This window comes from Ruegeria sp. AF5, assembly GCF_056541905.1.
Map to the genome: position 1 here is coordinate 41298 of NZ_JBQFYZ010000006.1, position 12751 is coordinate 54048.

Consider the following 12751-nt stretch of genomic DNA (forward strand, 5'->3'; position numbering starts at 1 on the left):
TTTTCGACGCAAATCCGACGTGTATCTCAAATTGATACCCACATGTTGTGGTTATCGAAAAATCAACCCCAAGAATGCGAGCGGGGCCGCCTTGGCGACCCCGTCAGGTTGAGTATCCACAGATTCGTCCCCAGAATCACACCCAGGGACGGGCCTGACTGGCGTGATCCTCGAACTTGTCGATGTGATGATCTTTTTCCATCGTCAGCCCGATATCATCCAGACCATTCAGCAGGCAGTGCTTGCGGTGAGGATCCATTTCGAAATCGATCACGACGCCGTCCGATGTGGTGATCTGCTGGTCTTCCAGATGTACGGTCATGCGGGCGTTTTCGCCTTTATGCGCATCATCCATCAGGATCGCGTGGTGTTCTGCCCCGACAACAATCGGCAGAATGCCGTTCTTGAAACAGTTGTTGAAGAAGATGTCGGCAAAACTGGTCGAGATCACGACCTTGATGCCGAAATCCTTGATCGCCCAGGGCGCGTGTTCGCGTGAGGACCCACAGCCGAAGTTGTCGCCAGCAACCAGAATCTCGGCCTCGCGATAGGCGGGCTTGTTCAGGACGAATTCTTCATTCTCCTGACCGTCATCGTGATAACGCATCTCGTCGAACAGAACGACACCCAGGCCCGACCGTTTGATGGTTTTCAGGTGCACTTTAGGGATGATCATATCGGTGTCGATATTGATCAGCGGCATTGGGGCGGCCACCCCGTGGACTTTTTCAAACTTATCCATGTTCACACTCCTGCGGGAGAGGGCCGCGCCCAGACCCCGCGTTAAGCTTGTTTCGTTTCTTTTGGTGCGTCCTTGACGAAGAACGCCATGAAGACAAGGCCGAGCCCGTTAAAGATCATCTCGATCCCCAGCAGGATGCCCAGCAATTGCAGCAGCACTGAAGGGTCCATTGCAGCAAAGCGCCAGATCAGGATTGCAAGAACAATCGACATGATGCCCGAGACCAGCGTCGCCCAGAAATACTGTGTTCCACGCATCTGGAACGACAGGATCACGCGGGCAATGCCGCCAGCCATGAACAGGATCAGGCAGACGGTTGCCAGTGTCAGCGTTCCTTGCAGTGGGTGATCCAGAAAGGACCAGCCCAGAAACAGCATCACGACACCCATGATAAGTGACAGTATCTTGTTGCCGGTCCCTTCGACTGTGAAGCCGCCAACAACCTGCAATGCGCCCGAAATCAACAGCAATACACCTGTGAACACCGTCACGGTAATTGATGCCACGACCGGTGCGCCCAGCACAAAGATGCCGAACACGATGGACAGAAGTCCAAGCAATAGCCATTTTGTCCAGTCACTCATGTCTTCAATCCCTCAAATATCCAGTTATGAGGGTAGCTTACATCATTTCACGAACGTCTGTCAGCCGTCCTGTGATTGCCGCTGCGGCGGCCATTGCCGGGCTTAGCAGGTGGGTACGCCCGCCCCGGCCCTGACGGCCTTCAAAGTTGCGGTTTGAAGTCGCGGCGCAGCGTTCACCCGGTTGCAACTGGTCGGGATTCATCGCCAGACACATCGAACATCCTGCCAGACGCCACTCGAAACCGGCTTCTTTGAAGATATCCGCCAGACCTTCTTCTTCGGCCTGCGCGCGGACGAGGCCCGAGCCCGGAACGACCATGGCGCGCATGCCGTCCTTGATCTTTTTGCCTTTCAGAATCTCGGCGGCGGCTCGCAGGTCCTCGATCCTGCCGTTGGTGCACGAGCCGATAAAGACGGTGTCGATCTCAACTTCGCTCAGCTTCTGGCCGACTTTCAGTCCCATATACTCTATGGAGCGGCGGGCTGCATCGACTTTGCCGCCTTCGAAATCCTCGGGGTTCGGGACGGTTGCGGTGATCGGCAGAACGTCCTCGGGGCTGGTGCCCCAGGTCACGACCGGCGCGATGTCTTCGCCGCGCAGAGTGATGACCTTGTCGAAATGCGCGTCTTCGTCGGTGTAAAGCGTTTTCCACCATGTCAGAGCCGCTTCCCACTGCGCCCCTTTCGGCGCGTGCGGGCGGCCTTTGACATAGTCGAACGTTGTTTCATCCGGCGCGATCAGGCCGGCACGAGCCCCGCCTTCAATCGCCATGTTGCAGACGGTCATGCGACCTTCCATCGACAGATCACGGATCGCTTCGCCGCAATACTCGATGACATAGCCGGTACCGCCAGCAGTGCCGGTCTCACCGATCACAGCCAGAGTGATGTCCTTGGCGGTCACGCCCGGTTGCAACTTGCCGGTGATTTCCACCTTCATGTTTTTGGACTTCTTCTGGATCAGCGTTTGCGTGGCCAGAACATGCTCAACCTCGGACGTACCGATGCCGTGGGCCAGCGCGCCGAATGCACCGTGGGTCGCTGTGTGGCTGTCGCCGCAGACAACGGTCATACCCGGCAGGGTCCAACCCTGTTCCGGTCCAACGATGTGGACAATGCCCTGGCGCACGTCATTCACCGGGTAGTAGTGAATGCCGAAATCCTTGGCGTTCTTGTCCAGCGCCTCGACCTGAATGCGTGATTCCGGGTTTTCGATCCCATTCACGCGGTCCGGTGTGGTCGGCACGTTGTGGTCCGGTACAGCGATGGTTTTTTCCGGCGCGCGCACTTTACGGCCTGCCATGCGCAGCCCTTCAAATGCCTGCGGGCTGGTGACTTCGTGCACCAAATGGCGGTCGATATAAAGCAGGCAGGTTCCATCATCGGCTTCGTGCGCGACATGGGCATCCCAGATCTTGTCATAGAGTGTCTTGGGGGACATCGGTCCTCTCCCGTATGTAATGAGAAATAGCTGGCGAGTTGGCTCAGGCGACGGATAGGCGCGCCAGAACCGTGCGGGCAGCGCCAAAGAACCGTTCACGCAAGCGCGCGCGATCTTCCAGATTCTGAAGTTGGGCCACATTGAGTCTCATGCGGTTCAGATATACCGCGCCCTTCCGGCAATCAAGGTTCAAAACCAGTGTCAGGCTTGCATCGCCCTGCATTGCTGTCCAAGCTGGCCCCGCAGGAGACGTGCATGAACCAAGACCTGATCCCAAGTACGCTGACCGACCTCTATAACAACATGGTTGCGGCTTTTTCCGCGCAATTCGAGAGGCTGCTTGATCTGATCGTCACGCCAGGCTGGCGACAATATCAATTGCTCATCATCCTGTTGCTGTGGGCGCTGGCTTTGCTGCTGAAATTCCTGACCCAATCCAAATGGGATGCTTGGGCCCGTTCACGCACGGGATGGCCGAAATGGCGGCTGCGGGTTCTGGTACAGTTGATGCGGCGGTTGGCGCTGGTCTACTTCATCCTGCTTTCGTGGGCATTGTATCTGATCATGCAGCAGCTCACCTGGCCGTCGCGCAGCTATATCATCGGGGTGATAGCTACGCTGGCGGCGGCATGGCTGGCAATAGCACTGGTCGCGAGACTGGTCCAAAACCGCACGCTTCGCCGGATTTTCAAGTGGGCAATGTGGATCTACGCAACGCTAGTCGCACTGAATCTGACGGATGATGTCGCGGGTTTTCTTGACGGAGTGGCGATTTCCATCGGGGACCTGCATATTTCGGCCCTTGGTATTCTCAAAGCCACATTGCTGATTGGCATCCTGCTGACACTGGCCCGTATCGGCACGCGCGCAGCCGAACGCGCATTGCAAAGCAATGACGACATAACCCCGTCCATGCAGGTGCTATTGTCAAAAGGCATACAGGTTCTGCTTTACGGGGCAGTCTTTATGGCTGCGATCCGAACGTTAGGGTTCGATCTGACCGGCATCGCGCTTTTGTCTGGCGCCATCGGCGTGGGTATCGGGTTCGGTTTGCAAAAAGTGGTGTCGAACCTGATATCGGGGATCATCATCCTGATGGACCGCTCGATCAAGCCGGGCGATGTGATCTCGTTGGGGGATACGTTCGGTTGGATCAACTCGCTTGGCGCGCGATATGTGTCGGTCGTAACACGGGACGGGCGCGAGTACCTGATCCCAAACGAAGATCTGATTACCAACCAGGTGGTGAACTGGTCTCATTCCGACCGGTTCGTAAGGTTGGATCTGGATTTTGGTACCAGCTATGACGACGATCCGCATAAAGTGCGCGCGACGGCAATCAGGGCGGTGAAGGCGGTTGCCCGGGTCCTGAGCGGCGGCAAACATGAACCGGTTTGCCACATCACCGGATTTGGTGACAGCAGCGTGGACTATGTGCTGAGGTTCTGGATCAGCGACCCGACAAAGGGGCTGACCAATATCCGGGGCAACGTCTATCTGGCGCTCTGGGACGCATTTAAGGAAGAAGGTATCTCGATCCCCTTCCCGCAGCGCGAAGTCCGGCTGTTGTCGGACGGCGCAACTGCGCAACAGATCATCACAGAGTAAGCGTCTGTGTACGCCCCGCAGCGTGCATTCATTGAAATGTTGCATTCCCCTTGCTACCTTATTAGTACCCCGGCGCCGGGGTTTCACGGCGCGCAGCAAAGGAGGACTATGTCCTGTCTCTACATACACAGGCGGGTTTGCCCGCCGATGATGGGGTCAACATAATGGCCCACTCTCAGTCAATCAGCGACAAGCTGCTTGAACGAATCCTTTCCTCACTTTCCGATGACAAGGCCGAAGACGTCGTGCAGATCAACCTGCAGGGCAAATCATCGGTTGCGGATCACATGGTGATTGCCTCGGGTCGGTCGACCCGTCAGGTTTCGGCCATGGCGGAAAAGCTGACGGATCGCATCAAGCAGGAATTCGGTTTCACCTCGAAGGTCGAAGGCAAGGACACCGGCGACTGGGTGCTGATCGATACGGGCGACGTCATCGTCCATATCTTCCGCCCCGAAGTGCGTGAATTCTATCAGCTGGAAAAGATGTGGCTGCCTCAGGGCAGCAGCGCCTCGGCGAACTGAGGCGCCATCCCGGCCTGCATTAACAGGCCGGAGGCGAGAGAGATATGCGTATCAGCATAGTTGCGGTCGGGCGATTGCGCGCCGGACCCGAGAAGACACTGCTTGACGATTACCTGACCCGTTTTGACCGGACCGGCCGTGCGCTGGGCCTTGGGCCTGCGCAGGTGATCGAGGTTGAAGACAAGAAAAACGCAGGCATGGCAGCCGAGGCCGCGCTGCTGCGCAAGGCCCTACCCAAAGGGGCAGTGTTGTGCACGCTGGATGAACGGGGGCGGGTCATGTCCTCGCCCGATTTCGCGAAGAAGCTGGGTGATTGGCGCGACGCGGGCCGGCAGGACCTGGCATTTGTTATCGGTGGCGCGGATGGAATCGACCCGGTTCTGCGGGCCGAGGCGGATTTTTCCATTTCACTCGGGTCGATGGTCTGGCCCCATATGCTGGTCCGTGTGATGCTGGCCGAGCAACTTTACCGGGCCGCGACCATTCTGTCAGGTGGCCCCTACCACCGGGTCTGACATGGCGCAGCTTCTGATCGTTTATCACTCCCGCACAGGCGGTGCCCGGCAGATGGCCGAAGCGGCGGCCGAAGCAGCGCGAGGTGAGGCTGACACAAAGCTTATTCCAGCCAATCAAGCCGGGCCGGAAGATCTGCTGGCCTCCGATGGCTACATCTTTTGCGCGCCAGAAAACCTGGCGGCAATTTCGGGTCTGATGAAGGAATTCTTCGACCGCTGCTACTACCCGGTGCTGGGAAAACTAGAAGGCCGACCCTATGCGCAGATGATTTGCGCAGGATCAGATGGCGAAAACGCCGCCCGTCAGATCGCACGGATAGCCACCGGTTGGCGATTGAAAGCTGTTCAGCCTCCGCTGATCATTTGCACCCATGCGCAATCGCCCGAGGCCATTTTGGCCGAAAAGACAATCCCGCAAGACCAGCTGGATCAATGCCGCGAGACAGGAGCCGCTTTGGGTGCGGGTCTGGCCATAGGTATTTTCTGAGGGTCAATCCAGTTTGACAACCGTGGTGCCTTCATTCCATCCATCGACGATGCACCGTGCCTGAATTTGCACCTGGTTCTGGCCTTTTGGAATGACCATCCCACCCAAAGAGCGGGTAAAGGGTTGTTCGGTTTCGTGTGGATGGAGCAGCACGCGCATTCCCAATTCGTTTCCATCCATATCCAGAACACGCCAGCCGTCGGCGTAATGATCCCAACCCGTATCGGAATGCCAGATCGTTACATCGAACCGCCATGTATCGCCGTTCGCACTAGTGCGGACCTGTTCGATTGTTGGCGGGTCGGCAAGGGCAGGGCTGGCCATTAAGGCACAGAGAATCAAGTATCGCATCGCACCAGTCTAGCCAGTGAGGTAGCGCATCGGTATCACGTATCCGTGCTGGCGGCTCGGGCCATCAGTATTTCCCGGGAATGTGAGGCGAACTCGCGCCGATACAAGACGCCAAACGTGACCGCTGTACCCAAAATGAGCGCGACAGGTCCAAGAAACCATGCCAACGACGCCAGTGCAAAATAGGTGGCGCGCAGACCGCGGTTGAAGCTGCGCGCGGCGGTAACGCAGATCTCGGCCGCCTGACCGGCGCGAGGATAGGTTTGCGGGTCTTCGGGGTCATTGGGAACTGCAGCCATCAACACGGCGCAATATCCGAAAAGGCGGTGCGCCCAGACATATTTCAGAAATGCGTTGGCCAGCAGCAATACGACGAAAAGGATCTTGATCTCCCAGACCATTGCCGGAGCACTGCCGATGGCGAGGTCGATTGCGACGCCTGCCAGTCTTTCGGTGTTGCCCAGCAGGGCCAGCCCGCCCCCGATGGCAATCATCGTGGTCGACGCGAAAAATGTACTGCCCTGCCGCATGGCCGCCACGACCTGTGCGTCAAACATACGCGGTTGGCGGGTCACCATCTCGCGCATCCAGTCGCGCCGATAATCGTCCATCATAAGGGCTACGGATTGCCTCTGCGGTGACGGATGTTCAATTTTCCACCCAATCCAGAGCCAAGCAACCAGCAGCAGAAGCAGCGATGCATAGTCCAGAGGGGCAAAAAGAGCGGCACGTTCGATCCAGGTCATGACCGCGACAGTAAGGCCGGGCATGGGAACTTGCCAGTGCGATAAATTGGTAATATAATATTACCAAAAAGAGGAATGCCATGGAGATGCCAAAGCCAAGCCCGGATGTTCTGAGCCGGAAATCTGCGCTTGTTGCGCGGCTGTCGCGGGTTCTGCCCGAAGATGCGATCATCCATGACCCCTCCGAAACCCGCGCTTACGAGTGTGACGCTTTGACGGCCTATAAATGCCCGCCAATGCTGGCCGTGCTGCCGTCAAGCACACAGCAGGTTTCGGATGTTCTGCGCATTTGTCATGACGAAAACGTGCCTGTGGTGCCGCGCGGCGCGGGCACTTCACTGGCCGGTGGAGCCTTGCCGACCGCGGATTGCGTCATTCTGGGCGTCGCACGGATGAATGAGGTGTTGGAAATCGACTATGACAACCGCTTCATCAAAGTACAGACGGGTCGCACCAATCTAAGCGTTACCGGTGCGGTCGAGGAAGAGGATTTCTTCTACGCCCCCGATCCGTCTTCACAGCTGGCCTGTGCCATTGCTGGCAATATCGCGATGAACTCGGGCGGAGCGCATTGCCTCAAATATGGGGTAACAACAAACAACCTGTTGGGCGTGACCATGGTCATGATGGACGGCAGCGTTGTCGAAATCGGTGGTGCGCATCTGGATGCACCAGGTCTGGATCTGTTGGGCGTCACCTGTGGGTCCGAAGGTCAACTGGGTGTGGTGACCGAGGCCACGCTGCGTATTCTTCGCAAGCCCGAGGGCGCACGACCGGTCCTGATGGGTTTTAATGACAATGAGGTTGCGGGGCAGTGTGTCTCGGACATCATCCAATCGGGCATATTGCCGGTCGCGATCGAGTTCATGGATACATTGTGCATCAGGGCCTGCGAAAACTTTGCCCATGCCGGGTATCCCGATTGCAACGCGCTGCTGATCGTCGAAGTGGAGGGGTCTGACGCTGAAATAGATTTTCAGCTTTCGAAAATCATCGAGATAGCAAAACGCCATGACCCGGTTGAATTGCGCGAAAGCCAGTCGGCTGAGGAAAGCGCCAAGATCTGGTTGGGTCGGAAATCTGCATTCGGTGCCATGGGACAATTGAACGATTATATGTGTCTGGATGGCACGATCCCGGTGTCAGCCCTACCAACCGTTCTGCGTCGTATCGGAGAATTGAGTGAGGAGTTTGGGTTGCCGGTCGGAAATGTGTTCCACGCGGGCGACGGAAATATGCATCCGCTGATCTTGTTCGATGCCAACAAACCCGGCGATCTGGAAAAATGCGAAGCTTTTGGGGCAGAGATTCTGAAGCTGTGTGTTGACGAGGGCGGCTGTCTGACTGGGGAACATGGTGTGGGGATCGAAAAGCGGGATCTGATGTCTCATCAATATTCACCTGCCGACCTTGAGGCGCAGATGGCGGTTAAGGACGTTTTCGATCCCAAATGGCTGCTGAACGCGGCCAAAGTGTTTCCGCTCGACGTGTCGGAGCCGCGGCGTATGGCTGCAGAATAAGGGGGCGCCGCCCCCTTGCCCCCGGAGTATTTTGGAAAAGATGAAGCCGATGAGACCTGAGACTGAGGCCGATCTGGCAAAGCTGGTGGCCGGGTTAGAAAACCCTGTACGCGTTGTCGGTGGCGGGACGCGTGGAATTGCCAGCCCGTATGCGGAAATCGAAACCGGAGCTTTGCGCGGTATTACGCTATATGAACCCGGGGCGCTGACCCTTGTTGCACGGGCAGGGACGCCCTTGGCCGAGATCACGGCGGCGCTGGAAGCAGAGGGCCAGCACCTGGCGTTTGAGCCGATGGATCATCGCGGTTTGCTGGGAACACAGGGTGAACCGACCATTGGCGGCGTTGTCGCCGCCAATATTTCGGGCCCGCGACGGATTCAGGTCGGAGCCTGCCGGGATTTTCTGCTGGGGGTACGCTATGTCGATGGGCGCGGGCAGGTGATCAAGAACGGTGGCCGCGTGATGAAGAACGTCACCGGGTACGATCTGGTCAAATTGATGGGCGGGTCGTGGGGTACTTTAGGAGTTTTGACCGAAGTTTCGCTGAAGGTGCTTCCAAAACCGGAACGGGTGGCAACATTATCTGTTGGGGTCCGGGAAGCTGGAACTGCGGTTCGGGTTCTGTCCGCTGCGCTGAGATCGCCGTTCGAAGTAACGGGGGCCGCGTATGATCCCGACGCCGGGAAAGCCCTGCTTAGGGTCGAAGGCTTCACGGACGCGGTCGCATATCGCACAGGCAAATTGGCGGCTGAACTGTCCCGGTTTGGAGAGATTTCAGAGGAAGCGGATGCAGACACGCTTTGGGCTGGTATCCGCGATGCTCATCCGTTTCAGGGGCAGGACGGGGATGTCTGGCGGCTTTCTGTAAAACCCGGAGATGCGGCCGAAGTTTCAGCGCGTGCCGAAGCGGATCAGTTGCTTTTTGACTGGGGCGGCGGGCTTGTCTGGCTGCGCGTCCCGAAAGGTACGGATCTGCGCGCGCGTCTGGGTGTGTTTTCTGGCCACGCGACACTTGTACGAGCGGATGCAGAAACAGTCGCGCGACTGGGGCGCTTTCAACCGGAGACCGCGGCCGTCTCGACCCTGACAAAGGGATTGCGCGCGAAGTTTGACCCACGTGGTTTGTTCAATCCAGGGCTGATGGGATAGGTTTATGCAGACATCATTCACTGAACGGCAGCTGCAAGACCCGGCAACCAAGCGCGCAAACGAAATTCTGCGAAATTGCGTCCATTGCGGATTCTGCACGGCGACTTGCCCGACTTATCAGGTTCTTGGCGACGAGTTGGACAGTCCGCGCGGGCGCATCTATCTGATCAAGGATATGCTCGAAAACGAGCGGCAGCCCGACGAAAAGACGGTCAAACATATCGACCGGTGCCTGTCCTGTCTGGCTTGCATGACCACTTGCCCGTCAGGTGTGCACTATATGCATCTGGTCGATCACGCGCGGGAATATATCGAGGCGAATTACAAACGCCCTTTGACGGATCGCATTTTGCGTTGGGTTCTTGCGCAGATCCTGCCCTATCCGATGCGCTTTCGCTGGGCCCTGATCGGGGCGAAACTGGGTCGCCCGTTTCGGTTTCTCATGCCAGATGCCCGGTTGCGTGCCATGCTGGACATGGCGCCCAAGAACATTCCGTCGGTCAGCCGTAATGATGATCCACAAAGCTTTGCGCCCGAAGGCGAGCGGAAAAAGCGGGTGACCCTGATGACGGGCTGCGCGCAGAAAGCGCTGAATACCGACATAAATGACGCCACGATCCGTCTGCTGACCCGGCTGGGATGTGAGGTTGTGGTGGCTGAGGGTGCTGGATGTTGTGGAGCACTGACCCATCACATGGGAAAGGTGAAAGACAGCCATGCAGCCGCAATCGCTAATATCAGAGCTTGGGTTCGCGAGATGGACGGCGACGGATTGGACGCCATCGTGATCAACACCTCGGGTTGTGGGACGACGGTCAAGGATTACGGGCATATGTTCCGGAACGACACGCTATCGGATGATGCTGCACGGGTCTCGGGTATCGCGATGGATATCAGTGAGCTGGTTATGCAACTGAATTTGCCCGAAGGGCGTGATCAGGACCTCACAGTTGCGTATCACGCAGCGTGTTCGCTGCAGCATGGGCAGAAGATCAAGACCTATCCCAAAGACCTGCTGAAACGTGCCGGGTTCCAAGTGGTCGAGCCCGCCGACAGCCATTTGTGTTGCGGCAGCGCGGGGACTTACAACCTGATGCAGCCGGAAATCTCGGGTCAGTTGAAGCAGCGCAAAATCAAAACACTTGAGGCGAAGAAGCCCGATATCATCGCCGCAGGCAATATCGGTTGCATGATGCAAATCGGGTCCGGCACCCAAGTGCCAGTCGTTCATACGGTCGAGTTGCTGGATTGGGCAACAGGGGGGCCGAAACCACCCGCGTTGCAACGGGCAGGAGATTCTGTTCCAATTTTGCGATAAGCCACTCTGATGCCGCCCCGCATCATTTCCTCAGGAAATTCACCTGAACACCGATCGCCCTATTTTTGCCCAACGTGACACGTAGGACAAAAGCTTCAGAGTGAGTCCCCGGAGACCCGAGTGCGCAAATGGATTAAGGCGATTGTTCTTTGTGCTTTGCCGATGGCGGCTACAGCACAGGACACCAGGCTGGAAAGCCTGGAGACCTCGGATTCCGGGCGCGAATGGATGGCTGTCGGTCGTCTGGATATTGCCGGAAAAGGGTTCTGCACCGGAACGCTTGTGTCGCCGACCCTTGTGCTGACAGCGGCGCACTGCCTGTTCGACAAGGTGTCCGGGCAGCGGGTGAACCCGTCCGATATCGAATTTCTGGCCGGGTGGCGGCTGGGCCGCGCTTTGGCATATCGAACGGCAAGACAAGCTGTAATTCACCCGGATTATCAATTCAGTGCTGAGTCGTCGACGGACCGTGTCGGCGCAGATGTCGCCCTGATCGAGCTTTGGCAGCCGATCCGCAACACATCGGTCATTCCGTTTGAATCAGGAGATCAGCCGCGCCGGGGTGCGGAAGTAGGCGTGGTGTCATATGCACATGACCGGTCAGAAGCGCCTTCGTTGCAACAGGTTTGTTCGGTCATGAACCGGCAGGCAGGCGTTATGATCATGTCTTGCGACGTCGACTTCGGGTCTTCAGGAGCACCGGTTTTTTCTTTTACAGGCGCGCGCCCTCAGATCGTGTCGGTTGTGGCGGCAAAGGCCAGCATGGATGGCCAGAGCGTTGCGATCGGAACTGCGGTTGAACATTCGCTGCAATTGCTGCGAGACGAGCTGTCTGCCGGGCACGGATTTGGATTGTCGACCTCCGGTTCGGGGACGGGCAAGAACGTCGGTGCAAGGTTTATCCGGCCATGACCAAGGTCTTTCTAAGTCTGCTTTTGGGCCTGAGTGTTCTGGCGACCGCATCCCATGCGCAAGCCAACAAACGCAAGCTGACAGACCGGGACGACCTTTACGGTTGGGAAGCAATCGGGCGGCTGGATGTGCGCGAAGAGTCCTATTGCACAGGTACTCTGATCGCGCAGGACATGGTGCTGACCGCTGCCCATTGTGCTGTCGACCGCCGTACCGGGGAAACATACGCGCCCGAAGACATCACGTTTCGTGCGGGTCTGAGCAACGGCAGCGCGTTGGCCGAGCGTCAGATTACGCAAATTGCCGTTCTGCCCGGCTACGCTTCAAATAACCCGCTTTCGCACGAAGGCGTTCGGATGGATGTCGCCCTGATGCGGCTGAATGAGCCCATCCCGTTTTCGATTGCCGATCCTTTCGTGTTGCACAGCGGGCGAGTTTCGGGAAACGAGATCAGCATAGCCTCGTATGGGCGCGGACGATCCGAGGCGATCACGCGGGAAAGGTCGTGCCGCGTATTGGATCGCAGGCAGGGCCTGATCACTTTTGATTGCGACGTCACCTTCGGGTCTTCCGGATCCGCCATTCTGGCAAAAAACGGCTCGCGCTGGCAGGTTTTGTCCGTGGTTTCAGCGGTAGGCACGAACGGTCGCAGAAAGGTGGGGTTCGGCATGGAGCTTGACGAGATAGTGGCCGAACTCAAGTCTATCATGCGGCGCGATGCGCCAAAACCAACGGCTACGATCCGCCGGTTACAGGCTGGGTCCGGCACGTCCGGGTCTGGTGCGAAATTCATCAGCTCCGGCGGGGGTTGAACTCGGTCAAATCGCTTCCCATGTCACTGATATCGGATCGC

At 57.6% G+C, this 12751-nt stretch carries 15 protein-coding genes; 9 read left to right on the forward strand and 6 right to left on the reverse strand.

The window, feature by feature from the left end; all coding sequences use genetic code 11:
• Positions 1 to 136 precede the first annotated feature (136 nt).
• From leuD to ACR0DS_RS10755, 4 genes are read right to left on the reverse strand one after another with little or no spacing between them, the layout of a single operon-like run.
• On the reverse strand, positions 137 to 742 hold the full coding sequence (gene leuD, locus ACR0DS_RS10740) for a 3-isopropylmalate dehydratase small subunit (protein ID WP_480559474.1): 606 nt from the start codon (positions 740 to 742) through the stop codon (positions 137 to 139).
• Between the two features lie 41 nt (positions 743 to 783).
• A complete protein-coding gene (locus ACR0DS_RS10745) occupies positions 784 to 1326 on the reverse strand; it encodes an HdeD family acid-resistance protein (protein WP_480483886.1) in 543 nt (180 codons plus the stop codon).
• Positions 1327 to 1363: 37 nt separating this feature from the next.
• Positions 1364 to 2767, reverse strand: coding sequence for a 3-isopropylmalate dehydratase large subunit (gene leuC, locus ACR0DS_RS10750; protein ID WP_480483887.1), 1404 nt, complete (start codon positions 2765 to 2767; stop codon positions 1364 to 1366).
• Positions 2768 to 2810: 43 nt separating this feature from the next.
• Complete coding sequence (locus tag ACR0DS_RS10755) at positions 2811 to 2906, reverse strand: isopropylmalate isomerase (protein ID WP_245220657.1); 96 nt, start codon at positions 2904 to 2906, stop codon at positions 2811 to 2813.
• Positions 2907 to 3022: 116 nt separating this feature from the next.
• On the opposite strand from ACR0DS_RS10755, the gene ACR0DS_RS10760 reads away from it, so the two are divergent.
• From ACR0DS_RS10760 to ACR0DS_RS10775, 4 genes are all read left to right on the forward strand, one after another.
• Positions 3023 to 4375 (forward strand): mechanosensitive ion channel family protein, encoded by a 1353-nt coding sequence (locus ACR0DS_RS10760; protein WP_480559472.1) that lies wholly within the window; start codon positions 3023 to 3025, stop codon positions 4373 to 4375.
• Positions 4376 to 4539: 164 nt separating this feature from the next.
• Positions 4540 to 4899, forward strand: coding sequence for a ribosome silencing factor (gene rsfS, locus ACR0DS_RS10765; RefSeq protein WP_480520080.1), 360 nt, complete (start codon positions 4540 to 4542; stop codon positions 4897 to 4899).
• A 44-nt stretch (positions 4900 to 4943) separates the two neighbouring features.
• The gene (gene rlmH, locus ACR0DS_RS10770; protein WP_480559470.1) at positions 4944 to 5414 is read left to right on the forward strand and encodes a 23S rRNA (pseudouridine(1915)-N(3))-methyltransferase RlmH; all 471 of its coding nucleotides are present in this window, start codon (positions 4944 to 4946) and stop codon (positions 5412 to 5414) included.
• Position 5415: 1 nt separating this feature from the next.
• Positions 5416 to 5901, forward strand: coding sequence for a flavodoxin family protein (locus ACR0DS_RS10775; protein WP_480559468.1), 486 nt, complete (start codon positions 5416 to 5418; stop codon positions 5899 to 5901).
• Between the two features lie 3 nt (positions 5902 to 5904).
• On the opposite strand, the gene ACR0DS_RS10780 is transcribed toward ACR0DS_RS10775, so the two are convergent.
• Both ACR0DS_RS10780 and ACR0DS_RS10785 read right to left on the reverse strand, forming a co-directional pair.
• On the reverse strand, positions 5905 to 6252 hold the full coding sequence (locus ACR0DS_RS10780; RefSeq protein ID WP_480559466.1) for a hypothetical protein: 348 nt from the start codon (positions 6250 to 6252) through the stop codon (positions 5905 to 5907).
• A gap of 35 nt (positions 6253 to 6287) precedes the next feature.
• The gene (locus ACR0DS_RS10785; protein WP_480559464.1) at positions 6288 to 6998 is read right to left on the reverse strand and encodes a DUF599 domain-containing protein; all 711 of its coding nucleotides are present in this window, start codon (positions 6996 to 6998) and stop codon (positions 6288 to 6290) included.
• 80 nt (positions 6999 to 7078) lie between these two features.
• On the opposite strand from ACR0DS_RS10785, the gene ACR0DS_RS10790 reads away from it, so the two are divergent.
• From ACR0DS_RS10790 to ACR0DS_RS10810, 5 genes are all read left to right on the forward strand, one after another.
• Positions 7079 to 8518 carry an FAD-linked oxidase C-terminal domain-containing protein gene (locus ACR0DS_RS10790; RefSeq protein WP_480559463.1) on the forward strand — a complete coding sequence of 480 codons (1440 nt, stop codon included), beginning with the start codon at positions 7079 to 7081 and terminating at the stop codon, positions 8516 to 8518.
• A gap of 49 nt (positions 8519 to 8567) precedes the next feature.
• The gene (locus ACR0DS_RS10795; RefSeq protein ID WP_480559461.1) at positions 8568 to 9668 is read left to right on the forward strand and encodes an FAD-binding protein; all 1101 of its coding nucleotides are present in this window, start codon (positions 8568 to 8570) and stop codon (positions 9666 to 9668) included.
• 4 nt (positions 9669 to 9672) lie between these two features.
• Positions 9673 to 10986, forward strand: a complete 1314-nt coding sequence (glcF, locus tag ACR0DS_RS10800) for a glycolate oxidase subunit GlcF (RefSeq protein WP_480488163.1) — start codon at positions 9673 to 9675, stop codon at positions 10984 to 10986.
• 120 nt (positions 10987 to 11106) lie between these two features.
• The gene (locus ACR0DS_RS10805; RefSeq protein WP_480483895.1) at positions 11107 to 11898 is read left to right on the forward strand and encodes a trypsin-like serine peptidase; all 792 of its coding nucleotides are present in this window, start codon (positions 11107 to 11109) and stop codon (positions 11896 to 11898) included.
• Positions 11895 to 12710 (forward strand): trypsin-like serine peptidase, encoded by an 816-nt coding sequence (locus ACR0DS_RS10810; RefSeq protein ID WP_480559459.1) that lies wholly within the window; start codon positions 11895 to 11897, stop codon positions 12708 to 12710. The genes ACR0DS_RS10805 and ACR0DS_RS10810 overlap by 4 nt, the downstream gene beginning before the upstream one ends.
• Positions 12711 to 12751 lie beyond the last annotated feature (41 nt).

What these genes read in the sequence shown, in the direction of transcription:
- rlmH (WP_480559470.1), top strand. Translation starts at nt 4,944, where the DNA reads ATGCGTATCAGCATAGTTGCGGTCGGGCGATTGCGCGCCGGACCCGAG.
- ACR0DS_RS10790 (WP_480559463.1), top strand. Translation starts at nt 7,079, where the DNA reads ATGGAGATGCCAAAGCCAAGCCCGGATGTTCTGAGCCGGAAATCTGCG.
- ACR0DS_RS10775 (WP_480559468.1), top strand. Translation starts at nt 5,416, where the DNA reads ATGGCGCAGCTTCTGATCGTTTATCACTCCCGCACAGGCGGTGCCCGG.
- glcF (WP_480488163.1), top strand. Translation starts at nt 9,673, where the DNA reads ATGCAGACATCATTCACTGAACGGCAGCTGCAAGACCCGGCAACCAAG.
- ACR0DS_RS10760 (WP_480559472.1), top strand. Translation starts at nt 3,023, where the DNA reads ATGAACCAAGACCTGATCCCAAGTACGCTGACCGACCTCTATAACAAC.
- ACR0DS_RS10785 (WP_480559464.1), bottom strand. Translation starts at nt 6,998, where the DNA reads ATGACCTGGATCGAACGTGCCGCTCTTTTTGCCCCTCTGGACTATGCA.
- rsfS (WP_480520080.1), top strand. Translation starts at nt 4,540, where the DNA reads ATGGCCCACTCTCAGTCAATCAGCGACAAGCTGCTTGAACGAATCCTT.
- leuD (WP_480559474.1), bottom strand. Translation starts at nt 742, where the DNA reads ATGGATAAGTTTGAAAAAGTCCACGGGGTGGCCGCCCCAATGCCGCTG.
- leuC (WP_480483887.1), bottom strand. Translation starts at nt 2,767, where the DNA reads ATGTCCCCCAAGACACTCTATGACAAGATCTGGGATGCCCATGTCGCG.
- ACR0DS_RS10795 (WP_480559461.1), top strand. Translation starts at nt 8,568, where the DNA reads ATGAGACCTGAGACTGAGGCCGATCTGGCAAAGCTGGTGGCCGGGTTA.
- ACR0DS_RS10745 (WP_480483886.1), bottom strand. Translation starts at nt 1,326, where the DNA reads ATGAGTGACTGGACAAAATGGCTATTGCTTGGACTTCTGTCCATCGTG.
- ACR0DS_RS10810 (WP_480559459.1), top strand. Translation starts at nt 11,895, where the DNA reads ATGACCAAGGTCTTTCTAAGTCTGCTTTTGGGCCTGAGTGTTCTGGCG.
- ACR0DS_RS10780 (WP_480559466.1), bottom strand. Translation starts at nt 6,252, where the DNA reads ATGCGATACTTGATTCTCTGTGCCTTAATGGCCAGCCCTGCCCTTGCC.